The 26073-nt window shown below is 71.7% G+C and carries 22 protein-coding genes and 2 pseudogenes; 10 read left to right on the plus strand and 14 right to left on the minus strand.

The window, feature by feature from the left end:
• Positions 1-26: 26 nt before the first annotated feature.
• Positions 27-524, minus strand: a complete 498-nt coding sequence (locus ABR738_RS22820; RefSeq protein WP_350231833.1) for an ATP-binding protein — start codon at positions 522-524, stop codon at positions 27-29.
• Positions 525-682: 158 nt separating this feature from the next.
• Here ABR738_RS22820 and ABR738_RS22825 point away from each other — a divergent pair, with 158 nt between their 5' ends.
• Together ABR738_RS22825 and ABR738_RS22830 are read left to right on the plus strand one after the other, a co-directional pair.
• The gene (locus ABR738_RS22825; RefSeq protein WP_350231834.1) at positions 683-1534 is read left to right on the plus strand and encodes a helix-turn-helix domain-containing protein; all 852 of its coding nucleotides are present in this window, start codon (positions 683-685) and stop codon (positions 1532-1534) included.
• Positions 1531-1905: a DUF397 domain-containing protein gene (locus ABR738_RS22830; RefSeq protein WP_350231835.1), complete on the plus strand. Its 375-nt coding sequence runs from the start codon at positions 1531-1533 to the stop codon at positions 1903-1905. The genes ABR738_RS22825 and ABR738_RS22830 overlap by 4 nt, the downstream gene beginning before the upstream one ends.
• A gap of 10 nt (positions 1906-1915) precedes the next feature.
• Here the strand turns inward: ABR738_RS22830 and ABR738_RS22835 are convergent, their stop codons facing one another.
• The 5 genes from ABR738_RS22835 to ABR738_RS22855 form a co-directional block, all read right to left on the minus strand.
• Positions 1916-2590 (minus strand): response regulator transcription factor, encoded by a 675-nt coding sequence (locus ABR738_RS22835; RefSeq protein WP_350231836.1) that lies wholly within the window; start codon positions 2588-2590, stop codon positions 1916-1918.
• A gap of 32 nt (positions 2591-2622) precedes the next feature.
• Positions 2623-3750 carry a sensor histidine kinase gene (locus ABR738_RS22840; RefSeq protein WP_350231837.1) on the minus strand — a complete coding sequence of 376 codons (1128 nt, stop codon included), beginning with the start codon at positions 3748-3750 and terminating at the stop codon, positions 2623-2625.
• 440 nt (positions 3751-4190) lie between these two features.
• The gene (locus tag ABR738_RS22845) at positions 4191-4733 is read right to left on the minus strand and encodes a hypothetical protein (RefSeq protein ID WP_350231838.1); all 543 of its coding nucleotides are present in this window, start codon (positions 4731-4733) and stop codon (positions 4191-4193) included.
• A 123-nt stretch (positions 4734-4856) separates the two neighbouring features.
• Positions 4857-5894: a S41 family peptidase gene (locus ABR738_RS22850; protein WP_350231839.1), complete on the minus strand. Its 1038-nt coding sequence runs from the start codon at positions 5892-5894 to the stop codon at positions 4857-4859.
• 36 nt (positions 5895-5930) lie between these two features.
• Entirely contained in the window at positions 5931-7118 is a 1188-nt protein-coding gene (locus ABR738_RS22855; RefSeq protein ID WP_350231840.1) for an MFS transporter, read from the minus strand.
• 166 nt (positions 7119-7284) lie between these two features.
• Here ABR738_RS22855 and ABR738_RS22860 point away from each other — a divergent pair, with 166 nt between their 5' ends.
• The gene (locus ABR738_RS22860) at positions 7285-7686 is read left to right on the plus strand and encodes an ArsR/SmtB family transcription factor (protein ID WP_350231841.1); all 402 of its coding nucleotides are present in this window, start codon (positions 7285-7287) and stop codon (positions 7684-7686) included.
• 22 nt (positions 7687-7708) lie between these two features.
• On the opposite strand, the pseudogene ABR738_RS22865 reads toward ABR738_RS22860, so the two are convergent.
• From ABR738_RS22865 to ABR738_RS22880, 4 genes and pseudogenes are all read right to left on the minus strand, one after another.
• Positions 7709-9678, minus strand: a pseudogene (locus ABR738_RS22865) (HelD family protein).
• Between the two features lie 643 nt (positions 9679-10321).
• Positions 10322-10624 carry a hypothetical protein gene (locus ABR738_RS22870; RefSeq protein WP_350231842.1) on the minus strand — a complete coding sequence of 101 codons (303 nt, stop codon included), beginning with the start codon at positions 10622-10624 and terminating at the stop codon, positions 10322-10324.
• Positions 10625-10637: 13 nt separating this feature from the next.
• Positions 10638-11759 carry an IS630 family transposase gene (locus ABR738_RS22875; protein WP_350231843.1) on the minus strand — a complete coding sequence of 374 codons (1122 nt, stop codon included), beginning with the start codon at positions 11757-11759 and terminating at the stop codon, positions 10638-10640.
• 90 nt (positions 11760-11849) lie between these two features.
• Positions 11850-12596, minus strand: a complete 747-nt coding sequence (locus tag ABR738_RS22880; protein WP_350231844.1) for an SDR family oxidoreductase — start codon at positions 12594-12596, stop codon at positions 11850-11852.
• A 99-nt stretch (positions 12597-12695) separates the two neighbouring features.
• Between ABR738_RS22880 and ABR738_RS22885 the strand changes: the two genes are divergently transcribed.
• Positions 12696-13598, plus strand: coding sequence for a LysR family transcriptional regulator (locus ABR738_RS22885; RefSeq protein ID WP_350231845.1), 903 nt, complete (start codon positions 12696-12698; stop codon positions 13596-13598).
• A gap of 46 nt (positions 13599-13644) precedes the next feature.
• Here ABR738_RS22885 and ABR738_RS22890 read toward each other — a convergent pair.
• Both ABR738_RS22890 and ABR738_RS22895 read right to left on the minus strand, forming a co-directional pair.
• Positions 13645-13814 (minus strand): annotated as a pseudogene (locus ABR738_RS22890) (IS630 family transposase); the annotation flags it as partial.
• Positions 13815-13995: 181 nt separating this feature from the next.
• Positions 13996-14889, minus strand: coding sequence for a sigma-70 family RNA polymerase sigma factor (locus ABR738_RS22895; protein WP_350231846.1), 894 nt, complete (start codon positions 14887-14889; stop codon positions 13996-13998).
• A 169-nt stretch (positions 14890-15058) separates the two neighbouring features.
• On the opposite strand from ABR738_RS22895, the gene ABR738_RS22900 reads away from it, so the two are divergent.
• The gene (locus ABR738_RS22900; protein ID WP_350231847.1) at positions 15059-15238 is read left to right on the plus strand and encodes a hypothetical protein; all 180 of its coding nucleotides are present in this window, start codon (positions 15059-15061) and stop codon (positions 15236-15238) included.
• Between the two features lie 77 nt (positions 15239-15315).
• Positions 15316-16482, plus strand: a complete 1167-nt coding sequence (locus ABR738_RS22905) for a glycosyltransferase 87 family protein (protein WP_350231848.1) — start codon at positions 15316-15318, stop codon at positions 16480-16482.
• Here the strand turns inward: ABR738_RS22905 and ABR738_RS22910 are convergent.
• Positions 16440-18083: a DNA repair helicase XPB gene (locus tag ABR738_RS22910; protein WP_350231849.1), complete on the minus strand. Its 1644-nt coding sequence runs from the start codon at positions 18081-18083 to the stop codon at positions 16440-16442. The two genes, ABR738_RS22905 and ABR738_RS22910, sit on opposite strands and share 43 nt — an antisense overlap.
• Positions 18084-18522: 439 nt before the next feature.
• On the opposite strand from ABR738_RS22910, the gene ABR738_RS22915 reads away from it, so the two are divergent.
• The 4 genes from ABR738_RS22915 to ABR738_RS22930 all read left to right on the plus strand — a co-directional run bounded on the left by ABR738_RS22915 (position 18523) and on the right by ABR738_RS22930 (position 22606).
• Positions 18523-18831: a hypothetical protein gene (locus tag ABR738_RS22915; RefSeq protein WP_350231850.1), complete on the plus strand. Its 309-nt coding sequence runs from the start codon at positions 18523-18525 to the stop codon at positions 18829-18831.
• A gap of 165 nt (positions 18832-18996) precedes the next feature.
• Complete coding sequence (locus ABR738_RS22920) at positions 18997-19248, plus strand: NfeD C-terminal domain-containing protein (RefSeq protein ID WP_350231851.1); 252 nt, start codon at positions 18997-18999, stop codon at positions 19246-19248.
• A gap of 25 nt (positions 19249-19273) precedes the next feature.
• Positions 19274-20461 (plus strand): SPFH domain-containing protein, encoded by a 1188-nt coding sequence (locus ABR738_RS22925; RefSeq protein WP_350231852.1) that lies wholly within the window; start codon positions 19274-19276, stop codon positions 20459-20461.
• Positions 20462-20899: 438 nt separating this feature from the next.
• Positions 20900-22606 carry an eCIS core domain-containing protein gene (locus tag ABR738_RS22930; protein WP_350231853.1) on the plus strand — a complete coding sequence of 569 codons (1707 nt, stop codon included), beginning with the start codon at positions 20900-20902 and terminating at the stop codon, positions 22604-22606.
• Positions 22607-22653: 47 nt separating this feature from the next.
• On the opposite strand, the gene ABR738_RS22935 is transcribed toward ABR738_RS22930, so the two are convergent.
• The gene (locus tag ABR738_RS22935) at positions 22654-25245 is read right to left on the minus strand and encodes a helicase-associated domain-containing protein (protein ID WP_350231854.1); all 2592 of its coding nucleotides are present in this window, start codon (positions 25243-25245) and stop codon (positions 22654-22656) included.
• Between the last annotated feature and the right edge of the window lie 828 nt (positions 25246-26073).

Below are 26073 nucleotides of genomic sequence, written 5' to 3' on the forward strand. Positions count from 1 at the left end.
AAGCTCGCCGGGCGGGTCGGCCAAGCCTACTGGCGGGGGTGCGTGCCCACCTGCGGGCGCGTCGGCCGACAATCCGATCCGGCCGTGGAGAGCATGGCCAGCTGTGCCCATACCGTTTTCTGCGGGGGTGGGCCCTCCGTCGTGCCCCAGTGGTCTGCCAGCGTCTGGATCAGGAGCAGGCCCCGGCCCGACTCCGCGTCCTCGGGGGCGACCTGTGCCACCACCGGCAACGGCCTGTCCGCCCTCGTGTCCGTCACCTCGATGCGTAGTACGCCGTCCTCCCGCAGCAGCAGCCCCAACTCGAAGCCCCGGCCCGACACGTACGCGTGCAGCACCGCGTTCGCCGTCAGCTCCGCCACCAAGAGCGCCGCCGTGTCCGACGCCTCGCTCCCGTGCGGCACGCCCCACGCGTCCAACTGGCCCTGCGCCAGTCCCGCCGCCCGCCGCGTCGACGCGAACCGCTTCCTGAACACACGTACGGTAACCGGCAGTTGGGCAGCGCCGGGTTCTGTTTCGAGGTGCATGGCGCCAGCGTGGCCCGCCCGCGACCCCCTCCGCCACCCATCCCCTGTGTACGCTCCGCGAGCGTACGCGCACGTCCTGTAGACGGTACGCACGTCCATCCGTAACGCTGGGTGAGTTGCGAACGCGGGGCGAACTGTTCACCGAGAGGCGGCCGCCGATGGCACGTGCGCGCGAGAAGTCCCCGGGACAAGGGCGAGACGGGGAGCCCGGTCCCTCCGACAGTCTGAAGACCTTCGGGGCGGTCGTCCAGGCCCTGCGCGAACACGCCGGCCTCAGCCGCGCCCAGTTCGCCGTCCTGGTCGGTTACTCCAAACACACGGTTGCGTCGGTGGAGTTGGGGCGCCGTATGCCCGACCCCGACTTCGTCGAGCGGGCGGAGCCTGTGCTGGGTAACACGGGGGCGCTGCGTAATTCTGCTCAGTACCTCAACCGGCAGGACGGGCTGGCTACGTGGTTCCGCAAGTGGGCCCGCCTGGAGAAGTCCGCCATCAGTCTGTACACGTACGAGTCTCGGCTGGTCCCGGGGCTGCTCCAGACGGAAGCGTACGCCCGGATTCTGTTCCGGGAGCAGTTGCCACCCCTCGCTGACGAGCAGATCGAGGCCAAGTTGAAGGCCAGGATGGAGCGGCAGCGGTTGCTCGCCGGACGTCCCAACACCGCGTACAGCTTCATCATCGACGAGTACGTCTTCGCTCGGCGTACCGGTGGCCCGGACGTGACGCGCGAGCTGATCGATTACGTGTTGGAGAGCGTGTCCCCGAGGAACGTGGAGCTTCAAATCCTGCCGATGGACAGGGGAGTTCACGCTGGCCTCGCTGGGCCGATACGACTTGCGGAGGCTCCGTCCAATCGATGGTTCGGCTACTGCGAAGGGCAAGAAAGCGGCCTGTTCGTTTCCGATGCCAAACTGATCAGCACCCTCCATATGCGGTATGCGAAACTGCGGTCACAAGCCCTCACGCCCGAGCAATCGGTGGGGCGACTGGAGCTACTGCGAGGAGCGCCATGAGCAGAACCGAACTGGGCTGGTTCAAGAGCAGCTACAGCAGCGGCTCGGGGGACGACTGCGTCGAAGTCGCCCTCGACTGGCACAAGTCGACGTACAGCAGCGGCGACGGCGACAGCTGCGTAGAGGTCGCCCACTCCTGGCGGAAGGCCAGCTACAGCGGCGACTCCAGCGGCGACTGCGTCGAAGTTGCCGAATGCTGGGGCAAGTCCAGCTACAGCAGCGCCCAGGGCGACAGCTGCGTCGAGGTCGCCGCCTGCCCGCGTGCCATCCACATCCGGGACTCCAAGGACAAGGCCGGGCCCCAGCTCGCACTGAACCCCGCCGCCTGGGGCGAGTTCGTGGCGTACGCCAAGCAAGGGGCGCGGGGCTGACCCGGGTTCGTCAGGCCAGGCCTGCCGCGATCGCGCGGCGTACCGCGTCCGCGCGGTCGCGGATGTCGGCCTTGGCGAACAGGTTGTTGATGTGCGTCTTCACCGTCGCCTCGCTGATGAAGAGCTGCTGGGCGATCGCCCGGTTCGGCAGGCCCTGGCCGATCAGGGCCAGTACTTCGCGTTCGCGCGGGGTGATGTCGCCGGGCAGCGACTGGGACGGGGCCGGGGTGGCAGCGGGGCCCACGCGTGCGGTGGCAAGGAGGCGGGCCTGGACTTCGCGGTCCAGGACCGACTGGCCGGCCGCCGCCGCACGGATCGCCCGGGCGATGTCCTGGCGGCCCGCGTTCTTGGTCAGGTAACCGCGCGCGCCCGCGCTCAACGCGGCCAGGATCGAGTCGTCGTCGGCGAAGGTGGTCAGGACGACCACGGCCACCTCCGGGTGCTCCTCGGTCAGCCGGCGCGTCGCCTCCGTGCCGTCCATCACCGGCATGCGCAGGTCCATGAGGACCACGTCCACCGGGCCTGCGGCGACCGCGGCCAGGACCTCGGTGCCGTCGGCGGCGGCCGCGACGACCTCGATGTCGTCGGACAGGCCGAGGACGGCGGCCAGCGGTTCGCGTACGGCGGCCTGGTCGTCGGCGACGACCACCCTCAACTTGCTTACGTTCCGCGTCGGTTCACTCACCGTGTCGCCCACTCCCTCATGTGCCTGGTCGCTCATCCGGGGATCACCGCCTCGACCTGCCAACCGCCCTCGTGCGGGCCGGTGACGACCGGGCCCGCCGTGATCGTTCCGTTCAGGAGGGCGACGCGTTCCCGCATGCCGATCAGGCCCATTCCGCTGCCGACACCGGCGTTCACCCTACGGGTGGCGGGTCCGTTGCGTACGGCAAGGGTCATGGACGTATCGGCGTACGTCAGCTCCACCTGGACCGGGCCGCCTGGGGCGTGCCGGGCCGCGTTGGTCAGGGCCTCCTGGGCGATGCGCAGGAGGTTCTGGGTGACCCGGGACGGGACGTCGCGTACGGTCCCGGTCACGGTCAGGGCGTCGCGGTGGCCCGAGGAGTCCAGCATCGCGGTCAGGCTCTCCACCAGCGGCAGGGAGTCCTCGCGCAGCGCGTGCACGGTCCACTGGGCCTGCTTCAGGCTCTCCTTGACCATGCTGTGCGCCTTCTGGTTGGCCTCGCGGACCTTCTCCAGATCGCCGGTGTCGATGAGGGCGTCGGCCAGCTCCAGCTGCATGTTGATGCCCGCGAGGGAGTGGGCCAGGACGTCGTGCACGTCGCGGGCTATCCTGCCGCGTTCGCTCAGGACGGCGGCCTGGGCCTCGGCGCGGGCGGCGCGCTCGGCGGACTCGGCCGCCGACAGCGCGGCCACGACCGCGCGGTGGCGGCTGCGGTTGAGCATGCCGATCAGGACGGGGCCGCCGGTGGTGAAGCCGAGTGTCCAGGGCAGCAGGTCGTGGCCGGTGCCGAGGCGGAAGTACAGCACCACGGTGCACAGCACGGCGCACAGTCCTGCCAGGGTGAGGGCGGTGCGGGGTTCCAGGCGGAAGCCGATGTGTCCGACGATGAAGTACGCGAAGAGGTAGCTCGCGCCGCCGGTGCTCACGCCGATCAGGGCGGCGGCGGCAAGGACGCCGAAGGTCAGCCAGGCCACGGTGAGGCGCGGCGGAATCCTGTCTTCCGGCACGTGCCGGGTCGCCAGCACAAGGGAGTTGACCACGATCAGGACGGTGCAGGCCAGACCCCGGCCGCTGAGGCCCTGCGGCTCGACGGTCCAGAGCGCGGACGCCACGAGGAAGATCGTCGGGATCCACTGCGTACGCGGGTCCTGACCTGGCACGGTCCGCGGTCTTGAACCGTGGGGCGGGGCGCCCGGGGAATCGGGCTGGGCTTCGGGCACGGCGTGACCATAGCCGAGGGCGCGGGCGAGGACACGCAGGCCCCGGTCCAGGCGGGTGGCCCAGGTCGTGAGCAAGTCGCGGGTGGGGGCGGGCGCTTGGGGCGCCTTGCCCGTCGCTCGGAGCCCGCTGCCTGGGGCGGTGGCGTGGGGCCGGGTGCCCGGGTCCGTGGCGTGGGGCCGGGTGCCATGGGTGGGGCCCTGCGTGCGGGGGTGCGTGGCCGGGGCGTGGGGGCGGGCGCCCTGGGCCGGCCTCTCCGGGCGGGGGTCCGTGGCCGGGGCGTGGGGTCGGTCGCCGGGGGGCGGCGTCAGCGGGCGAAGGCCCGTGACCGGGGCCTGGGGGGCCGGGGGCACGGGCCGGGTGGCGCGGTGCGGGCGCACGGTCAGACCGTACGGTCGAGGGTGCGGACGGGGTGGATCTGCGTGGGCGGCTGCCGGCGGGCGGCCACCACGCGGCCCCGGATGAAGATCGTGGCGAGCCGCGTGACCACCTCGGTGAGCGCCATCAGGACGAACGCCGCGACCCAGGCCTGATCCGTGGTGATCTGGTGGGCGATGCTGAACTGCGCCACGTGGGACGCGCCGCCGTGGTCCACCCAGACCTGGAAGCCCATCCTGGCGCCCATGCCGAGCACCCACAGGGCGGCCGAGACGGCGCCCGCCTTGATCAGCAGGTGCTCCCCGGAGACGCGGATCCGGGTGTAGACGCCACCCGCGACGCCGAGCGCGGCGCCTGCGGCCACGAGCGCGCCGATGAGGACGAGGTCGTTGCCGGCGGTCGGGATGGAGTGCAGGTAGCTGTGGGCCACGAAGGCCACGATCCCGAGCGGGATCAGGAAGGTCTTGAGGTCGAGTCGGCCTTCCCGCAGCTGGCGGAAGACGACGAGGACGAGTGCGATGTCGGTGAGCCAGTCGGTCGTTGTCATGCCTCAAGACTGGCCTCACCAGGCCTTTCACACCTGGTCCCAGGGGTGGAGCCCGGGGTGGAGATCAACGGCGCGCGGGCCTCCACCCGGGGGGCGAACCCGGGTCCACCCCCACCCCGGTGCTCACCGGCAGGCGGCCTGCCCGAGCAGCCACTTCTGGGCCGCCGCAAGGGCCGTGTCGTCGGCGCCGGGGGCCGGGTTCCGGTCCTGGGGGTACTCCTCGTCCGGTGCGATCGGCCCGTCGTAGATGTGGCCGGTGCGGTCGGCTTCCTTGGCCCCCGTAAGGATCAGCTCGGCGCCGTCCGACAGCGGGTGCGACTCGTTTCCCGTGGGCACGCCATCGGTCTTACCGCCGAAGAACCGGGTGTCGGGGCGGCCGTGGAAGGCCACCACCACCGCCTCGCCCGCGCTGGCTGTCCGGGGGCCGGTCAGTACGGCGACCGGCGGATTGCTCCTGCCGATGGGCGGAACATCGGTGTTCCAGCCGTTGGACTTGCCGTCCACGTACGGAGCGCCGCCCTTGATCGACCAGAGCGATTTCTTCCCGTCCGCGTCCACGAACGCGCCCACCGCGCCGTCACCCAGGATCGGGCCGACTGTGGCGAGCACCGGGTCCATGCCGCCGCCTGTCTCCGCCCTCAGGTCCACGACCCAACCGCAGGCTCCCTTGCCTTCCGTCCCGTCCGCCTCGGCCACGGCGGCCCTGCCCTGCCGTACGTAGGCGTCGTACATCTGCTGGGAGCCCTTCACCCCGGGCAGGGAGACGTACCCGATCCCGTGCTTCAGGGAACGGCCCTCCGGACCGTCGACGGAGGTGGCGGAGGCGCCCATGGTCTGTTTGGCCTCCTCCGGATCCTCGAACCTGCTGTGATGGTCACCCAGCGAAGCCAGCGCCACTTCGATCGCTCCGTAGGTGTCCGCCGGCTTTTGCGCCCCGTGCGCCTGGGCGAACGCCTTCCTGCGCAGGGTGTCCCAGTCGACCGTGTGCCGGAATATGGATCCGTCCCGCATGATGTCCAGCGCCTTGGTCAAGTACGTCCGTGCCGCTGGTGTCATGCCGTCGTCGGACGGCCGCGCCCCGCTCGTGCACCCTGATGCCGCGACGACGACGCCGGCCAGTGCGGCGCAGACCGATATGCGCCGCCGATGTCCCCAACTCATTCGTCCCCCATGGCACTTGTTGGAAGATCCGTCACGTCACTTGCCAGAGATCGACTCTAGCGAGCCGGTGGCCCGGCGGCTTCGGGGTCGGGGTTCGCGCGTGGTGAGGTGTGCCACCACAACGGCCAGCATCGTCAAGGCCGTTGAGGCCAGCGGGAACCAGCGGCCGCCCAGGACGGTGACGGCCGCGCTGCCCGTGCCGCCCGCCGCCGCTATGCCCAGGTACAGCGCGGTGGAGTTCAGGGAGAGGAGCAGGGGGGCGTTCGGGGGGTCGAGCGCCACGAGGCGGGCGGGCAGGGCGACCGCCACCGCCCAGCCCGCGAGCGGGTTGATCGCGGAGGCGATGAGCGCCGTCGTCATGGACTGCATCAGCCAGGGCAGCGCGAGCGTGACGGCCGCCGAGACCGCGCCCGCCGTGAGCATCACCACGCGCGGGCCCCACGCGTCCACGACCCGCCCGCCCACGTTGCTCCCCACCACCGAGAAGACGCCGGAGACCAGCAGGAGCAGGGTGAGGCGGGACTGGTCGCCGCCGGTCGCGGGGGCGGCCGCGACCGTGTAGTAGATGAACACGCTCTGGTAGGCGAGGAAGACCAGGAACGTCGTGCCCGTCGCGCCCAGGACCCGGCGGTCGGTGAGCGGGGCAAGGCGGGTGCGCAGCGAGACGGCGGGTGCGGGGGCCGGCAGGTCGCGCAGCAGCAGGGCCAGGCCCGCGAAGGCCGCCGCGCCGAGCGCGGTGACCACCCACATCGTGAGCCGCCAGTCGCTGCGGCCGACCCAGGTGCCGAGCGGCACGCCGAGCGCGGTGGCGACCGTCATGCCGCCCATGACGGTGGCGATGGCCCGGCCCCGGCGCTCCGGTGGCACGAGCGTGGTGGCGGCGGCGTTGGCCGTCGGGGTGTAGAGCGCGGCGCCGACGGCGGCCAGGACGCGGGTGAGCAGGAGCGTGCCGAAGCCGGGCGCGAGTGCGGACAGAGCGTTGGCCACGGTGAAGACGGTGAGGGCGAGCAGCAGGGTGCGGCGCCTGGGCCACTTCGCGGTGAGCGTCGCGAGGACCGGCGCGAGGACCGCGTAAGCGAGCGCGAACACGGTGATCATCTGTCCGGCGGCGGCGACGGATACGTCCAGGTCATGGGCGACGAGGCCGAGAATTCCGGCGATCACCATCCCGTCCGTGCCGACGGCGAAGGTGCCGAGGGCGAGCAGGAGCAGGCGGAGGCGCATGGGTGGTCCCCTTCCACGGGCAGCGCGGGGCGGTGCGCGGCTCCATCGGGGGAGCGGCGCACGCGCGAAACGAGAGAATGGTTTGACACACGTCAAACTAAGCACTCGCATCCTAGAGGTCGTTTGATGGTTGTCAAACAGTTTGGACGGAGGGGAGAGTGCGGGCATGGTGGAGGACAGGCCTCGGGATCACGAGGGCGGGAGCGAGGGCGGCGGCGACAGCGAGCGGGCCGCGCGTCCCGGCGACGGCGACGGTGAGCACTGGCTCGCGCAGCCCGACGTCGACGACATCGAGCTCGTCAAGGTGCTGCACGCGCTCGGCGATCCCGTACGGCTTCGGCTGCTCAAGGTGTACGCGGACGGCGAGCAGTACAGCTGCGCCCCCGACGTGCTCGGCCTCGCCCACCTGCACAAGTCGACCGTCTCGCACCACATGCGGATCATGCGCGAGGCCGGGGTCACCGCGACGCGCGTCGTCGGCCGCGGTCGCTATGTCCAGCTGCGCCGGGCGGACCTGGACGCCCGCTTCCCCGGTCTCCTGGACGCGCTGATCAAGGCCCTGCCATAGCAGGGCCCAAGGCGCCTGACACTCAAGCGAGTTGAGGTGGAAGCGGGGACGCGTGCAGGACGGTCAGGCCCGAGACCGCGCGGGTCAGGGCCACGTACAGGCGGCGCAGGCCCGTGCGTTCGTCCGGCTCGCCCTCGACCACGGCGGCCGGCTCGTCGAGCACCACGTAGTCGTACTCAAGGCCCTTGGCGAGCGAGGCCGGCACCAGGGTCAGGCGGGACAGGGACGTCGTCTCCTCACCCGGCGCCAAGTAGGGCAGGCCCTCGGCCTCAAGTGCCTTGCCCAGAACGGGAATACGGGCGTCGGCGGCGATCAGGCCGATCGATCCCTCGTGCGCCAGGGACGCCACACACGCGGCCACCACGTCCGCGTCCAGATCCGCCGACTCCCGCACGGCGAGCGAGCCCGGCGTCTCACGCACCGACTCCACCGCCGTCAGGCCCGGTGAGATCGCGGGCAGCAGCTTCGAGGCGTACGCGATGACCTCGCGCGGCACGCGGAAACCGGCCGTCAGCTCCTCGACCACCGCCTCCTCCTTGCCGAGGTGGCGCAGCGCATCGGCCCAACTCGCCGTCGCCCAGGGCGTGGTGCCCTGCGCCAGGTCGCCGAGCACGGTCGCCGAACCCGTCGAGCAGCGCCGGCCCACCGCGCGGTACTGCATGGGGGAGAGGTCCTGCGCCTCGTCCAGTACGACATGGCCGAGCGAGTGGGTGCGCGCCACCAGGTCGTTCGCCTCGTCGATGAGGACGGCGTCCGCCGCCGACCACTTCGCCGACTTCACACTCCGGGCCGGCTTGGGGGAGAGGATCGCCCGCTGCTCGTCGTCGGTGAGGATGCCCTTCGCGTGCGCGGCCAGGAACTCCGGCTCGTTGAGCAGGCGCAGCACCAGTTTCGCCGGGTCCACCGGCGGCCAGATCGCCTTGACGGCCGCCTTCACCGCGCTGTTGCGGGCCACCGCGTCCTGCACCCGGTCGTCGGGGGCCTCGCCCGCCTGTTCCATCCGTACCAGGACGGTGTGCGCGATCCGCTGCGGCAGGGCCTCGCGGGCGGCGCCGTAGCGGATGTCACGGCCCGTCAACTGCTCGACGATCTCCGCGAGTTCGTATGCCGGTACCCGCCAGCGGCGTGAACCCCGTACCACCACCAGGGGCTCGGCCGGTGTCGTCACATGGGACCACACCGCCCGGCGCAGCACCTCGGCCATGCGGGCGTCGCCCTTGACCACGGCGGAGGCGGCCGGGTCCGCGCCGCGCACCTCGATGTCCTTGGCCACCAGATCGTCCACCGTCGCCTGCTTGACCTCCAACTCGCCCAGGGCGGGCAGGACTTGCTCGATGTAGTGCAGGAACGACCGGTTCGGCCCGATGACCAGGGTCCCGGTACGGGCCAGGCGCTCGCGGTGGGCGTAGAGGAGGTACGCGACCCGGTGCAGGCCGACGGCCGTCTTGCCGGTGCCGGGGCCGCCCTGCACGCACACGCTGCCGCTCAGGCCCGACCGTACGATCTCGTCCTGTTCGGGCTGGATCGTGGCCACGATGTCGCGCATCGGGCCCACGCGGGGCCGCTCGATCTCCGCCTGGAGCAGTTTGCTGGTCCCGGCGGCCTCTGCCGGGTCCATGAGGTGTTCGTCCTCGTACGCCGTCAACTCCCCGCCCGTGTAACCGAATCGGCGGCGCAGGGACACGTCCAGCGGGTCCTTCTTCGACGCGCGGTAGAAGGGCTGCGAGACGGGGGCGCGCCAGTCGATCACCATCGGGTCGCCGTCGGCGTCGTGGACGTGCCGGCGGCCGATGTAGAACCGCTCGCCCTCGGCTCCTTCGGCGAGCTCCACGCCCGGGGCGTGCAGGTAGTCGAGGCGGCCGAAGAAGAGGGGGTGTGGGCGAGGTCGGCGAGGGCCTTGATGCGGTCGTCCATCTGGCGGCGCAGGACGGCGGCGTTCACCCAGTTCGCGGTGACGTCCTTGATGTCCAGGGCTTCGACGTCCTGGCGCATCGCGCGGAGGGCGGATCGGGAGGCGCTGAGGTGCGTGCGTTCCTGGTGGAGGGGGGTGGTGGTGGGGTCGGGGTCGTGCGTCTGCACGGGGGGCCTCCGGCGGGGGTTCGGTGGGTTTGTACGTGCCGTACTGGCTGCCCTTCCGGTTTCCGGCCGGGGGGCGGCGCTCCCTGGGGGAGGCGGGGGGTGGGGATTCTAGCCACGGGGTTTTCGCGGGGCGAATGGTTTTCCCCGGGCGGGGGCGGCGGCCCGTGCGGGTGCGGGTGCGGGCCCGTGCGGGGCGCGGCGGCCCTGGGGCTCTGCCCCAGACCCCGGTTCTGGCCCCACCCCGCCCCTTCCCTGAACCCTCCGGGGGTGAAAGACCCTGGGGCTCCGCCCCAGACCCCTTCCGCCTGAGCGGCCTCGTCCTCAATCTCCCCCAAGGCCTTAAGGGCCAGGGGGACCCCCATGACAGGCTGAGGATGCCGGTGCGGGCCGGCATGGGCGCTGTCAGGGGCGCGGGGAACTGCGCGAGCAACCACGCACGGTCTGCGGCCGGAGGAACCGCCGGCGGGTTTAGGGAAGGGGCGCGGGCCGGCACAAGGCCCGCTAGTGCTGTGACCGCATAGGTTCACCGGGTTGCTGCGTGCCTGTCGAGAGCGGCTCAGCGATCGGTATCGGTGAGCGGTCCGGCCTTGGTGACAACTCCGGTCCACCAGTCCGGTTGATCGGTGGGCTGCCACGAGACTTCCAGCTCTCGGTGGGTCAGCTCTTCGGCCCTGCGGTGGAGTGCGGCCTGTGCTGTCTCGGGCTCGCATGAGGGAGCGGGATGATCGAGCGCACCGTCGGCGGTGCCGCCCGGTGCTTCGAAGTGCAGGGCGAACCGCCACTGGTCTGGCGTGCGGTGTAGGACGAGCGTCTTCGGAGTCCCGAACGTGCGCCAGTACGGCTTCCTTCTGCTTCCCATCGGTAATATCTGGTCAGGCAGCGGTGGCCAGTGCCCGTGCTCCCCAGCGGAGGCCCTTCTCGCTACGGACGCGGGCGCGCTCACGGCGCTGGGCGGCCAGGACGTCGGGATGCCGTGCGTTCTGGTTGCGCCGGCCCAGGTAGCGATGCAACTCCCGCGTCTGGACGATGTGGTTGGGGTGATTCGAGTTGGCCAAGGTGAACTGCCGCAGCGGCCCGAAGTGCGCCTCGATCGGGTTGGCCCAGGACGCGTTCGTGGGTGTGAAGCACAGCTCGACTTTGTTCCGCGCCGCCCACCGTCTGATGCGCCAGTTCTTGTGGGCGGACAGGTTGTCCAGGATCACGTAGATGGGGGCGCCGTCCGGGCGGGCCGCACGGATGCTCTTGAGCGCGGCCCAGCTCGGGGAGATGCCCTTGCGGCGCCGGTTGACGCCCCAGAGGGTGTCGTCGCCGACCGAGTAGCAGCCATGGAAGTATCGGGTGCCGTGGGTGCGGTGGTAGGTCGCCGGCAACCGGTCCGGCTTTCCCTGCTCGGCCCAGCAGACCCCAGCCGTCGGGCGGATGCCCAGCGGCCCGAACTCGTCGAAGGCGAAGGTCCGGTCCGGGCGCTCGTGGAGCGCGTATTCGATCCGGTCCAGCTTGGCGTCGAAGTTCGGGTCGGTGGACTCCTTCCACGTCTTGGTCCGTTGGAAGGTGATCCCGCGGCGCAGCAGTAAGCAGCGCAGGGCCTCGCGGCCGATCCGTACCGGACGGGCGAGGTTGCGCCGCAGGTGCTCGGCGAGCTTGCGGATCGACCAGCGGCTGAAGGGCTTGCCGAGCTTGGCCGGGCGGGTGGTGGCCGTCTGGATGACGAAGTCCTCGTCGTCACGATTGAGCAGGCGGGGACGGCCTCCCGCCCACTGAGGGTCCAGGCAGGCCAGCCCGATCTCGTTGAAGCGGTGGATCACGTCGCGGACGGTGTCCTCGTCCGCCTGGACGAGCCGCGCGATCACCGGGACGCTGTTCCCGCCCGCCGACGCCAGCAGCATCATCGCTCTGCGGAACCGCACCGTGCTCGTACTGCCCCGACGCACGATCCGCTGCAGCCTCTGCCCCTGCTGCTCAGTCAACGTACGGACCGTGACCAGGTCCGCCATCCCGCCTCCCGCACCGATCGGACATGCCGTCACATCCAACCGGCCCAAGGACCACGAGCACCAACACGGCGAACCTACGCGGTCAAAAAACTAGAGTTGCGAAGCCCCTCCGTCGACAGGGAACTCCGTTCCCGTCGAGAAGGTCGCGCCGAACGCCAAGTACGCCACCGCGGCAGCCACCTCCTCGGACGACCCCAGCCGCTGCATCGGGATGGTGCTCCGGTAGGCGTCCTTCGTCGCCTCGACGACATCGGCGGGCAGCGAGGAGCGATCCAGGATGCCCGAGTCGATCGGGCCGGGGCTCACGGCATTGACGCGCACCTTGCGCGGCAGCAGCTCGCGGGCCAGGGTGCGCGTCATCGACCGCAGGGCTGCCTTGCTCGCCGAGTAGACACTGAGCGCGTCGAGGCCCAGGACGTTCACCACCGACGTGGTGAGAACCACGCCGCTACCCTCGCGCAACAGCGGCGCCAACGCCTGCACCGTGAAGTACGGTCCCTTGGCGTTGATGCCGAACAGCTCGTCGTACATCTCCTCCGTCGTCGAGTCGAACGGCGCGGACCCAGTGACGCCGGCGTTGACGAACAGCGCGTCCACTGCGCCGAACCGCTCCTGGACCGTGTCGGCCAGCGCCTTGATGTCCTTCAGGGACGCAGCGTCGCTACGGACGGCGATTGCCTTGTTCCCCAACTGTTCCAACGCGCTGTCCAGGGAAGAGCGGGTACGGCCCGTGATCAGTACATGCGCCCCACCGTCCGCGAACAATTGGGCCGTAGCCAGGCCGATACCGCTGCTTCCGCCCGTGATCACGATCTTCTTGCCGTCATAAGTGGTCATGCCCTCAAGCCAAATACCCACCCGCCCACCATGTCCAAGACCTGTTCCGTATGCCGTGATGCCCCAGTGGTATGACGGCGCGCGGCGTACCCTGAGCGAATGGACGTCGATCTGCGGCTCGTGCGCTATTTCACGGTCGTGGCGGAGTACGGCAACTTCGGTCGGGCCGCCACCAAGCTGCACCTGGCGCAGCCGTCGCTGAGCCGCCAGATCCAGCGACTGGAAGCTCAGCTCGGTGTCCGGCTTTTCGATCGCTCGCCGCAAGGCAGCAGCCTCACCGACGCCGGTCAGGCCTTCCTTCCCAGAGCCCGGATACTGCTCCACGAGGCCGAGCAAGCCGCTTACACGGCCAGAGCCGCCGTCCAGCCCCGTACCATCACTGTCGGCTGCGCCGAAGGACTGATCATCACCGCCTGTGTGCAGGAACTGCGCCGCCGGCACCCCGACAGCCAAGTCCGCACCCGGCACCTCGACTGGCGGGACACGCACGCCCTCGCCGAGCGTCGGGTCGACGCCCTCGTCGCATACAAACCCCTGCCCTTGCCCACGGACGGCCTCCAGGTGACCACGCTCCATGAGGAGCCGCGGGTGCTCGTTACGTCGGCGAGCCATCATCTGGCGAACGAGAAACGCGTCAGCCTGCGGGCTCTGTCGGACGAGGAACTGGTGACCTGCGTCAGCACTCCGGTCGTCTGGAGCACGCCCAAGCCGGTCGGCGACCGACCGGCACCACCCCCGCCCGCAATCGACGACAGCTACGAGGACAAACTGGAACTCATCGCCACCGGCCACTGTGTCGCGATCTTCCCTGCCAGCGATCGACGCGCCGCTGTGCGTGAGGACATCGCCCTGGTGCCCGTCATCGACATCGATCCCTGCGAAGTCGTGCTCGTCACGCGCGCTGACGACCCCAACCCGCTGCTCGGATCACTCGAAGACGTCGCACGTACAGTGCTCGGCACAGCCTTCCGCCGGGAGAACAACCAACTGCCGGCCAACTGACCCCCTTGCCTCTGCGAGGTGTTCATAGGGCTGTCGCCGCGCTGCCCTCGTCGGCCTGCACCAGCTGGACGATCAACGGCCCCCGGTTCCCGCCAGCGGAGCCAGCAGCGTCGCGCGCCAAAACCGCACCGAACTGGTACTTCCCCGGCGCACGATCTGCTGCAGCTTCTGCCCTTCCTGGTCGGTCAATCTGCGCAGACGGACAGGCTCGGCCACCACAGCACCTCCAGCAGTCGAATCGGTCGACCGCGCTCGTCCAACCGCGACCACCGCCAACCCGGTGAACCTATGCGGTCAGAGCACTAGGGGCGCGGGGAACTGCGAGAGCAACCACGCACGGTCTGCGGCCGGAGGAACCCCCGGCGGGTTCAGGGGAGGGGCAGGGCGGGGGCCGGGTTCAGAAGGTCGCGTTCTGGAGGGACAGGCGGGCCGGGTCGGCCAGGATGGTCAGGGTGGTGATTCGGGCTTCGGGGGAGAGGGTGAAGGCCAGGACCGAGATCGGCCGGCCCTGGGACGTCGCCACGAGGCCGGGCTCGCCGTTGACCAGGGCCGGACGGCTGAGGAGGGCGAACCGGCGGAACAGGAAGGCCTGTTCGGCAACCGCCCGCGCACCCCGTACGACCTTCGTCGCCGGGACCGCACCCGCGTCCGCCCGCAGCACCACATCGGGATCGAGCAGCGCAAGCAGCGCCTCGAAGTCGCCGCCCCGCGCCGCCGCGATGAACGCGTCCACCACCTCGCGGCGGCGCGCGCGGTCGAGGGAGGGCGCGGGCGCCGGCGCCTGGTCCCGGACCCGGCGGCGCGCCCGGCTGGCCAGCTGGCGGGTCGCCGCCGGCGTCCGGCCGACGATCGTCGCGATCTCCTCGAACGGCACCGCGAACATGTCGTGCAGCACGAAGGCCAGCCGCTCGGCGGGCGTCAAAGTCTCCAGGACCACCATCATCGCGAGCCCCACCGAATCCGCGAGCAGCGCCTCCCGCTCGGGGTCGGGCCCGTCGACCGGGCCCAGGAGCGGATCGGGGACGTGGACGTATTCGTACTCCTCCACGTCGAGGGCCGCCTCGCGCCGGGCGGCCCGGGACCGCAGCATGTTGAGGCAGATCCGCGCGACGATCGTGGTCAGCCAGCCGCCCACGTTGTCGACCGCGTCGCTGTCGGCGCGGCCGGCCCGCAGCCAGCCCTCCTGGACCGCGTCATCGGCCTCGCTGAGCGAACCGAGCATCCGGTACGCCACCGCGCGCAGATGCCCCCGGTGCTCCTCGAAGCGCTGGGCGAACTGTTCGGCTGTCATCGCTTCCGTTCCTCCGTCGCCCGGTAGCGGGCGGTGATGTGATCTGCGAGGTGGAGACGGCGGCTCATACCCGTAGGGGACGGGGTCGGACCAGAGGACTACGAGTCCGGCCAGGAGGCTCAGCCCCGGGGGTGATGTGCCTGGGATGTCCGAAATCCATCATGGAGGTATGACTACAGCGACCTTCCCCCAGGCCCCGGCCCCCTCCGTCAGCTCCGCCGCCCCCCACCGTACCCACAAGATCGGCGACGCGGTCCGGGCCGCCAAGGTCCTGGCCGGCGCCGCGTTCAGCGTCGTCGTCATGGGCGAGTTCGCCGAGGACGCCGGGGTGCGCAGGCGTTCGCGCTGATGTCCGCTCCGGCCCGCCCCGGCCGCCCGGGCGCGCGACGCCCGTCCTGACCGGCCGCGCCGCTAGGGTCACCTCGTGTGACCGACCGTTCACCGCGCGCCGCCGCGCTCATGCTCCTCGCGCTCTCACTGGCCGCGCTCGCCGCGCTCTGCGTCGCACTGCGCGTCCCCATGGCGGACGCCCTGGTCTACCGGGCGGAAGGCGCCGCCGTCGCGCACGGCACCTCTCTGTACGGGTTCACCGTCACCGCGTGGCAACTGCCCGCCACCTACCCGCCGTTCGCCGCGCTGCTGTTCGTACCCGCCGCGTATGCGCCGACCGCCCCGCTCAAAGTCGCCTTCGTCGTCGGCAATGCCGCGTTGACCGCCGTCCTCGTGCTGCTCTCCTGCCGGTTCGCGGGCGCGAGACCCCGGAGCGCGTACGTCATCGCCGCCACCGCGCTCGCCCTGTGGCTCGAACCCGTCTTCCAGACCCTGCTCTTCGGGCAGATCAACCTCGCGCTCGCCTGCCTCGTGCTCGGCGATCTCTCCCGTCCCGAGGGCGCCCGCGGCAGGGGGTTCGCGGTCGGCGTCGCCGCCGGGATCAAGATCACGCCGCTCTTCTTCGTGCTGCATCTGCTCGTGCGCGGGCAGCGCAGGGAGGCCGCCGTCGCGCTCGCGGGGTTCGCCGCGACCGTGCTGACCGGCGCGCTCGTACGGCCGGGCGCCACCGTCGAGTTCTTCACCCGGCGCCTGTTCGAGACCGGCCGCGTCGGCAAGGTCTGGATCGTCGACAACCAGTCGTTGCGGGGGCTGCTCGCGCGGCTGCTGCACACACCCACGCCGGGGGCGGTGTGGGCCGCGGGCGCGGTGGTCGTGGGGGGCGTCGGGCTGTGGGCCGCCCGGCGTGCCGACGAGCGGTGGGCGCTGTTGGCGAGCGCGTTCACCGCGCTGCTCGTCTGCCCCATCAGCTGGTCGCACCACTGGGTGTGGTGCGTCCCGCTGATCGCGCTGACGGCGGCTGAGGGGCGGACGCGTACGGCCGTCCTGCTCGCCGCCGTCTTCACCGCCCGCACCCTGTGGCTCGTACCGCACGCGGGCGAACTCGACCTCCAACTGCCGCTGTGGCAGCAGCCGTTGGCATCGCCCTACCCGCTGGTCGCGCTCGCGGTGGTGGGGTGGGCCGGCGCCCGGGCGGTGCGGACCCGCCGGGGCGCCGCCGCTCAGTTGCCCGCGAGGAGTTCGTCCGCGTCCATGATCCGGTAGGCGTAGCCCTGTTCGGCCAGGAAGCGCTGGCGGTGGGCGGCGAAGTCCTGGTCGATGGTGTCGCGGGCCACCACCGAGTAGAAGTGCGCCTGGTGGCCGTCCGCCTTCGGGCGCAGCACACGGCCCAGGCGCTGGGCCTCCTCCTGGCGGGAGCCGAACGTGCCCGACACCTGGATGGCGACCGTCGCCTCCGGCAGGTCGATCGAGAAGTTCGCCACCTTCGACACCACGAGCACGCTGATCTCGCCCTCGCGGAACGCGCCGAACAGCTTCTCGCGCTGGGCGTTGGACGTCTCGCCCTTGATGACCGGCGCGTTCAAGTGCTCGCCCAGCTCGTCGAGTTGGTCGATGTACTGGCCGATCACGAGGATCTGCTGGCCCGCGAACTTCCGTACCAGCGCCTCGGTGACCTTCCGCTTCGTCGCGGTCGTCGCACAGAAGCGGTACTTCTCCTCCGTCTCGGCCGTCGCGTACGCCAGACGCTCGGCGTCGGTGAGGTTGACGCGGACCTCGACGCAGTCGGCGGGCGCGATGTAGCCCTGCGCCTCGATCTCCTTCCACGGCGCGTCGAAGCGCTTCGGGCCGATGAGGGAGAACACGTCCGACTCGCGGCCGTCCTCGCGCACCAGCGTCGCGGTCAGGCCGAGGCGGCGGCGGGCCTGGAGGTCGGCGGTGAACTTGAAGACCGGCGCGGGCAGCAGGTGGACCTCGTCGTAGACGATCAGGCCCCAGTCGCGCGAGTCGAACAGCTCCAGGTGCGCGTAGACGCCCTTACGGCGGGTGGTCAGCACCTGGTACGTGGCGATGGTGACCGGGCGGATCTCCTTCTTCGTGCCGCTGTACTCGCCGATCTCGTCCTCGGTCAGGCTGGTGCGCTTGACCAGCTCGTGCTTCCACTGGCGGGCCGAGACGGTGTTGGTGACCAGGATCAGCGTGGTCGCCTTCGCCTCGGCCATCGCGCCCGCGCCGACCAGCGTCTTGCCCGCGCCGCACGGCAGCACGACCACGCCGCTGCCGCCGTGCCAGAACCCCTCGACGGCCTGCTTCTGGTACGGGCGCAGCGCCCAGCCGTCCTCCGCGAGGTCGATGGGGTGCGCCTCGCCGTCGACGTATCCGGCCAGGTCCTCGGCGGGCCAGCCGAGCTTGAGCAGGGTCTGCTTGATCTGGCCGCGCTCGGAGGGGTGCACGGCGACCGTGTCCGGGTCGATGCGGGCGCCGACCAGCGGCGTGACCTTCTTCGAGCGCAGGATCTCCTCCAGCACGGGCCGGTCGGTCGAGGTCAGGACCAGGCCGTGGGTGGGGTGCTTGGAGAGGGTCAGGCGACCGTAGCGGGCCATCGTCTCGGCGATGTCGACGAGCAGGGCGTGCGGGACCGGGTAGCGCGAGTACTCCACCAGCGCGTCGACGACCTGCTCCGCGTCGTGCCCGGCGGCCCGCGCGTTCCACAGGCCCAGCGGCGTCACACGGTAGGTGTGGATGTGCTCGGGCGCGCGCTCCAGCTCGGCGAAGGGCGCGATGGCACGACGGCAGGCGTCGGCCTGGTCGTGGTCGACCTCCAGGAGCAGGGTCTTGTCGCTCTGGACGATGAGTGGTCCGGTCACCTGGGGCGTGTCCTTCCGACGGATGGCCACCCGGGGAGGGCGGGCAAACTTCCAGTCTGCCGCATCCCGCGCCCGTGCGGGGCGCCCGGCCGCGCACGGGGTGCCTGCGGCTGAGTACGGCCGCGTACGGGATGGGGGCGTGCGGTGAGTACGTGTTGAGTACCGATGAGTACGCGGACGGTGTCGGCGGGGCGGGGCGAGCGCTGGGATGGGGGGCATGACGAAGCAACCGACGCGGTGGAACGCTCACGCCCAGCAGGGGTGGACGGGTCCGGGTCGTGCTCAGCGGGGGTGGACGGGTCCGGGTCGTGCTCAGCGGGGGTGGTCGGGTCCTGGTGGTGCCCCTTACGGGGGGCCGGGGCCCGGGCATGCCTCCTACGGGGGGCCGGGGCCGGCGGGGTCCTGGCCGAGGGCGGACGAGCCGGACGCGCGCTGGTGGGTGGCGCCCGCTGCCTGCACGCTCGGTCTGCTCGTGCTCGCGGGGATCGACCTCGCGACGGGGCCGCGCAGTCCGCTGTGGCCCGGGCTCTTCGACCCGGAGTTCTTCGTGCTGACGTATCTGCCCCCGGCCGGGCTCGTCCTCGCCGCGTGGCTGCTCCCGCACCGCCGTCGCCTGCGGACCGCGCGGGTCTGGCTCGGGGTGGGCGGGGTCGTTCTGGCCTACGTCGCCGCAAGGATCATCGCCCTGGGCATACTCCTGATCACAGGCTTCCTGGGCACGCTGCTCGGCCAGAACTACTCTGGATAGAGGCGGCGCGGGCGGTGCGGCGGCGCCCCGCGAGACGGCCAGAAGTCCGGACACGGGCCGGGCCGGGAGGGGGCTTCCACGACAAGGGGGCCCGAGGATAGGCGGATGATCCCGGCGGGTCTAAGGTCTGGAATCCAGGACCAGAACGATGGGGGGCGCCAGGCCGTGGAACAGGACGATGCCGTTGTCGGCTGCCCCGGAGTGCTGCTCGTCGCCACCCGAGGAACCGCCGGTCCCGGCGAGGTCGTGGTGAGCGTCAGAGGCGGCACGGAGGCCTTCCTCGCCTGGTCCCAGGAGCCCCTGCCGAAGGGGGCGACCGTGCTCGTGATCGGATCCCGTGGCACGCGCCAGGTGGACGTCATCGAGTGGGCCGATCCGTTGGACGCGTTGGGCGATCTTCCCGCCGACGCTGGCTGAGACGCCGTTTCTAAGGAGACAGAGGATGTTCGGTTACCGGGTGCCCGCCCCAGACGAGGCGATGCTGATCTCCGGTGGCAGGCGTGGTCTCGGGGGAGCCCCGTTCCGCGTCGTGACCGGCCACGGCAAGTTCGTCCTGCCCATTTTCCGCAAGACCCGCTTCCTGACGCTCTCGATGTGCGAGGCGGAGGTCACCGAGACGTGCGTGACCAAGCAGGGCATCGCGCTGCACGTGCGGGCCGTCATCGCGTTCAAGGTCGGCAACGACAACGAGTCGATCGTCAACGCCGGCCAGCGCTTCCTGTCCGACCAGGACCAGATGTCGGTGCTGACCGGGCGGATCTTCGCCGGTCACCTGCGGTCCATCATCGGCTCGATGACCGTCGAGGAGATCGTCACCGAACGGCAGAAGCTCGCGGCCGAGGTGCTTGAGACGTCGAAGACGGAGATGGCCAAGATCGGCCTGATCGTGGACTCGCTCCAGATCCAGTCCATCGACGACGGTGACGTCGGCTACATCGACGCGATGTCCGCGCCGCACAAGGCGGCCATTCAGCGGGCCGCGCAGATCGCCCAGGCGCAGGCCACGCAGGCGTCGGTCGAGGCCGAGCAGGTCGCGGCGCGCAACCAGGCGGAGTACGCGCGGCAGACGGCGGTCGTGAAGGCCGAGTACTCGGCCGAGATCGACCGGGCGCAGGCGCAAGCCGCTCAGGCCGGGCCGCTCGCCCAGGCGCACGCGCAGCAGGAGGTGCTGGCCGCGCAGACCGAACTGGCGCAGCGCGCGGCCGAGCTCCGCCAGCAGCAGCTGGTCGCCGAGATCGTCAAGCCGGCGCAGGCCGAGGCCGAGCGCATCAAGGTGCTGGCGATCGCCGAGGCCGAGCGGATGAAGATCCAGGCGGAGGCGGCGGCGTCGTACGACCGCGTCGCGCTCGACCGCATGCTCATCGACCAGCTGCCGCAGATCGTCAAGGAGGCGGCGGGCGGGCTGGCCGGGGCGAACGTCAACGTGCTCAACGGGGCGGACGGGTTGGGCGAGATCGCGGCGGGGCTCGTGGGGCAGGGGCTGACGATTCTGGACTCCGTCCGGCAGAACCTGTCCGGGTCGGGGTCCGGGTCCGGCTCGGACTCCAAGAGCGGGGCTCAGCTCTCCCTGCCGGGGCTGCTGTCCGGCAAGGCGGGGCGGGCCGAGGACGGGCGGGTGGACCTCGACTAGCCCCTTGGGCGGGGTGCGGGGCGGGCTATGAACGCGGGCCGGCATGCATTTGCGCGGTTCGGGCGCGGCCGGGGCTCTGAACGTGGGCCGGCGTGCTTTTGCGCAGTTCCCCGCGCCCCTGAAAGGCCTTGCTTGGATTTCGGGTGCGGGTTGGGGTGGCCGTTCGCGCGGTTCCCCGCGCCCCTGGGGGCGGCTGGTTGGTTTGCGGGTGCGGGCTGTGGTCGCTTCTCGCGCAGTTCCCCGCGCCCCTTGAGGGGCGCGGGGGGTGGGCTCAACGTTTGCTAACGCGGGGCGCTTGGAGGGGTTAGGGGAACGTTGGTGGTGGGTGGAACACTCGTGTGTTCCCCCGTTCCACGTTCCCCCATGGAGCCCCGCCGCTGCCGGTCGGCTCGGTTCCCCGGGCCCAGCACCGCGAGCGGCAGCCCGCGAGAGGACCCCATGCGCGCCAACGACCAGACCCAGACTCCCGTGGGCAAGACGCCCGCCCGCTCCGCCGCCAGGGTTCCCGGCCGTGGCAGCGGCGCAGCTGCCGGGCTCCTCACCCTGCACGGCACCGCCGGTAACGCGGCCGTCGTCCAGATGCTCCGGGCGGCCGGTCACGCCTGGGCCCAGCCGGAGCAGCACCAGCACGGCGCAGGCTGCGGGCATCAGCAGCCCTCCGTGCAGCGCTCCGCGGTCCACGATGTCCTGCGCTCCGGCGGGCAGACCCTGGACGACGCGACACGCGCGGACATGGAAGGCCGGCTCGGCGCCGACTTCTCCGACGTCCGCATCCACAACGACAGCGCCGCCAGAGCCTCCGCCGCCGAAGTCGGCGCCCGGGCCTACACCAGTGGGAACCACGTCGTCATCGGTGAGGGCGGGGGCGACAAGCACACCCTGGCTCATGAACTCACCCACGTCATCCAGCAGCGCCGGGGCCCGGTCGCGGGGACCGACAACGGTCAGGGGCTCTCCGTCAGCGACCCCGGCGACCGTTTCGAGCGCGAAGCGGAGGCCAACGCGACACGGGTGATGCGCAGCAGCACGTCGCTGCCGCAGCACGCCGAGGCACCCGCCGAAAGCGGCGCGGGCCCGGTCGAGGGCGCGATCCAGCGGGCGGTGAGTGTCCGGGACGCGCAGGATCCGGAGAGCAAGCGGGATTTGGGCAACCAGCAGAGCGTCCGGGATTTCCTCGGGAAGTACGGCGTCTCGATAACAAAAACCGCCGAAACCATTTTGGGTGACACTCTCAGTCTGATGGCGTCGGCCAAGGTGGAGTTCGCGGCCACCGACGTGATCACGAAACTCGTGGACAGTGAAACAGAACTTTCCTACGAGGACAGCAAAGTCGGCGCGGCGGAATTGGCCAACGTCATCTGTATGCGGGTCCTCCAATCCATCTCGGGGGTGAAGGGGCAGTCCGCTCGTCCTACGCCGACCGAGATGCTGCGGCAGATGAACCAGCGGCAGCCGAGTGTTGGCAATTTCGGACAGTCCCTGGCCGGTCCGGGGGGCGGGCTGGCGTCGGGCGGCCCGGGGCGCGGGTTCGCCGGGGACCCGCTGTCGAAGTTCGCCCGGCAGGAAATGGCCGAAAGGACGCCGGAAAGCCCGTTCCTGAAGGGGCTCGGGGACGGCGTGCAATCGGCGGTCACCGGCCGTGTCGGCGCACTCACCCAGCCTCTTCCGAGTGTGGACAACTTGTCGGAAGTGGCCCGTTGGGGTGCCTGGGTGATGCTTGAGGGTGAAGACACCGTGCGCCGGAAGGTGGAGGATGCCGCGCGCCATGTGAGCCCGGAGGAGGGAAAGAAGCTCATGAGTCAATTCAATGATTCGCTGGAGGCGAAGAAGCGGGAATTGGAGGGGACTGTCGTCGGCTCCGGGGCGGCGGGCGCGGCCATCGGCGCGGCTGCGAATGTCATCCCGCATCCTGGCGTCAAGGTGGCGGCCAAGGTTACTTCGACGGTCCTCGGAGGTGTGGCGACGGCGCAGAAGGCCGGCCAGGTCGCGGACGTCCTCAAGCAGGTCGAAGACGCCAGCCCCGAGACCTACGCGAAACTCAGGGATGCCCGTGACAAGGCTCTGGACCAGGCCACAACCACGCTCTCGCAGGCGAGCAGCAGGGCCACCATGGAGCAGGTCCACGACTTGGGCAACCAGTTCTGACCGCGGCCGCCGTGGCCGCCGCGGCCGAGCGGGGCTGACGGTGGGGGTCAGGCCAGTTCGGATACGCCGGTGATGCGGTGGAGGGGGTACGTGCGGATCTCGTCGGCCGTGTGGTCGTAGCCCGTCACGAAACCCCCTTCCACCCGCACCGGCGCGATGACCCGCTGGCTCGCCGCCCCCTCGGCGTTGACGTACCCGATCCACACCGCCGACCCCGTCATCACCGCCGCCTGCACCGTCGCCAGCGTCTCCGCCGACGACGTACGCGGCAGGGATCCGTCCGCGCGGGCCGCCTCGGGCTTGTCCTTGCGGACGACCGTGGCCGCCGTGTCCCCCGCCCGGATCGCCCGCACCGCCGCGTCCAGCAGCGTGCGGTCCGGCAGCGGTGGGCCGTCCGGCACGGGCACGGGCGCGGTCCGGCGCGGCGTGCGGCGGGCGTCGGCGCGGGTGATCAGGACGTCGCCCTCGGCGGACTCGGCGGCCGGGGCGTACCCCATGGAGCGCAGCCCGTCGAGCAGTGCGGCGGGCTCGGCGGTGGTGGCCAGGACGGTCGGCGCGAGGCGGCGCAGCCGGAGGGCCTGGCTGCGCCGGTCGGCCAGGATCTCGCCGAGCATCGCCTCGTCGTCACAGCGTACGTACGCCGAAGCCGCGCCCACCCGCAGGTGGCCGTGCCTGCGGGCCACGTCGTCGATGAGATAGCTGAGCGGCTGCGGCACCGGTGTGCGGCTGTGCTCGGTGAGGAAGGCCTGGAGGTCGGACGCGGTCCGGCCGGCGTCGAGGGCACGGCGCACCGACTGGGCGGTGAAGCGGTAGACCGTGGCGCCGCCCTTGGACTCGATGTCCGCGAGCACCCCGAGCATCGCCGCGAGCGGCCGCCGCAGCGGACCCGGCGCGACGGCCGTGAGGTCCGCCTGGAGCAGGACGTGGTCGACGGGCTCGGGCAGATGCGGCGCGAGCGCCCCCGCCGCGAGCCCGGCCGCCGCCGCGGGGCCTTCGCGTCCACTTTCGCGTCCGCTTTCGCGTCCGCTTTCGCGTTCGGCGGCGCCGGACGTCGCGGCGAGCAGCGCGCGGCCGTGCGTGGTGAGTGCGCCCCGGCCGGTCACGCCCAGCAACTCCGCCTCGGACAGCGCCCACCCGGCCAGCCGTGAGCGCAGGTCGTCGGGTCCGCTGCGGGCCGGGCGCTCCCAGCGCAGCCGGGCCAGGAGCGACTGGGGCTCGGGCGACGTCGCCTCGGGCAGCGTGTCGAGCAGGGCGAGGACGCAGTGGCGCACCTCGGGCGCGGCGGACCGGTCGAGGTCGGGGCCGAGCGCGGAGAGCGTACGCCCCTTGCTGTCCTGCTCGCCGACGAGCCCGGCGGTGCGGGTGGCGGCGAGCCAGGCCACCGCGAGCCGTGCCCAGCGCTCGGCGGGCGGCAGGTCGAGCCATTCGTCGTACTCGGGCGTCGGCGCGTACCGCTCGTCCGCCTCGCCGTCGGACGCCAACAGGCCTGCCGCGTAAGCGAGTTCGAGCCAGAACGCGGCGATCGGCTCGGAGACGTCGAGAGCGGTCGCGGTGCGCTTGAGGTCGCGTACGGACAGGCCGCCGGCGCGCAGCACGGCGGGGCCGCCCTCGTTCCACTCCGCGAGCAGGTCCTCGACGGTGGTCAGGGCGGTGAACGCCTGGCCGGCCGCCGCCGCGTCCACAACCTGTGGACGGTACTCGCGCAGCGGCGCGACGGCGGGCGCCACCGGCGCGGTGGTGCGGTGCGCGCGCCCGGCGCGCAGATGCAGGGCCACCTCGCGCGGCAGCACCACGGTGCGCGCGGACGCCGGAAGCAGCAGGCCGTGATCGCGCAACCAGCGCACCGGCGGCGGCGGATCGGCCGACACCTCGCCGTACGGCGGCCCCCACACCAGCCGGTCGAGGACGGTCAGGGCGTCGGACGGCGCGGTGTCAAGAAGCGCCGCCATGCGTTCCCGGTCGGTGAACAGCGAGGTCAGCGCGGCGACGGCGGAGACCGGGTCGTGCGTGGCCGGGAGCCCGGCGGTCTGAAGGATCTCCTGGACGCGGCCCGGCGACATCCCCGCCGTCGCCTCCGCGACGGTCGGGCCGAGGCCGGTGGGCGAGGGGTGCGTGGGGGAGGGGGCGAGCAGTTCACGCGCGGTGCGCACCAGCCGCAGCCGGTCGTCGCCGCCCCACACCAGGGCCTGCTCGCGCAGCGCCGCGAGCGCGCCGGGCAGGGCCCGCTCGACCTCCGCGTCGCCGTCGTCCCCGGCGAGCAGGGCGCGCACCGCCTCGTACGGGGCCGGTTCGGGCGCCACCGCAAGGGCCTGGGCGGTCTGGAGGGCGAACGTGTCGAGCCGTTCCAGGGCCCGTACCACCGAGGCCCTGGTGCCGGCCCGGGTGGCCAGCTGGGTGAGGTCGCCCGGCACGGGGGAGAGCAGGTCGGGGCGGGCCCGCAGCAGCGCGGCGAGGGAGTCGTCGGGGCGGGCGCGCAGGGACTCGGCGAGGGTACGGGGTGCCGGGGCGGCGGCGCGGGGCGCCGAGGCCGTCGTGCGGGATGCCGAACCCGTCGTACGGGACGCCGAGTCGGCCCCGCTCGTCGCGCCGGTCGTTCCTTCGGACACGTGCGCCTCCTGATTGCGCTCGCCGGTCCCCATCCGCCCCACGGTAGCCCGTGCGCGCTACCGTCAGGACCCGGAGCCGGTGTCCGAAACGTGTCCGGACCGGCGGACGGCGGCTCTTTGGGCGGCTGCCGGGCGGGCTCGCGGAGGGGAAGCGCGTGGGGATCGAGAGCGACCAGCTGGTCTACGACTACCTGAGCCGGGTCGGCGACCTGGCCCAGCGGCGGCAACTGCCCTCCGGGGACCGGATGCGCCTGGTGTCGTCACTGCGCGAGGAGATCGACAAGCAGCGGGCGAAAACCACCAACGAAACCCCGGCCACGGTCCGCCGCGTACTGGCCCGCTTCGGCACGCCGGAGAAGGTAGTGGAGGCGGCGACGGGGCCGTCGGGGGCGGGAGGGGGTCCGCTGGGTGCGGGTGCGGGTGCGGGTGCCCCGGACGCGGGTGTGGATGCCGGTGCGGGGTGGGGGCTTGGCCGGGGTCGGGGGACTGGGAAGCCGGGGTCGCGTGGGTCCGGGAGCGGGTCGGGCGTCGACGCGGGGGCGGGTGGCTCGGGGGCGGGCCCGGGTTCGGGTGGTGGGGCCGGTGCGGGGTGGGGGCTTGGCCGGGGTCGGGGGACTGGGAAGTCGGGGTCGCGCAGGTCCGGGAGCGGGTCGGGCGTCGACGCGGGGGCGGGTGGCTCGGGGGCGGGTGCGGGTTCGGGTGGTGGGGCCGGTGCCGAGGCTGGTGCCGCTGAACCGGTCTCCGGGGTCGGGTCCGGCTCGGGGTCCGGTGCTGGTGCCGGTTTGGGTGGCAACTCCGAACCCGGGTCCGGAGTTGGCAACCGTCACGGCTCCGGCTCCCGCTCCGAAGGTGCCTCCCGTT

The sequence above is a fragment of the Streptomyces sp. Edi4 genome (assembly GCF_040253615.1).
Taxonomy (GTDB): Bacteria; Actinomycetota; Actinomycetes; order Streptomycetales; family Streptomycetaceae; genus Streptomyces.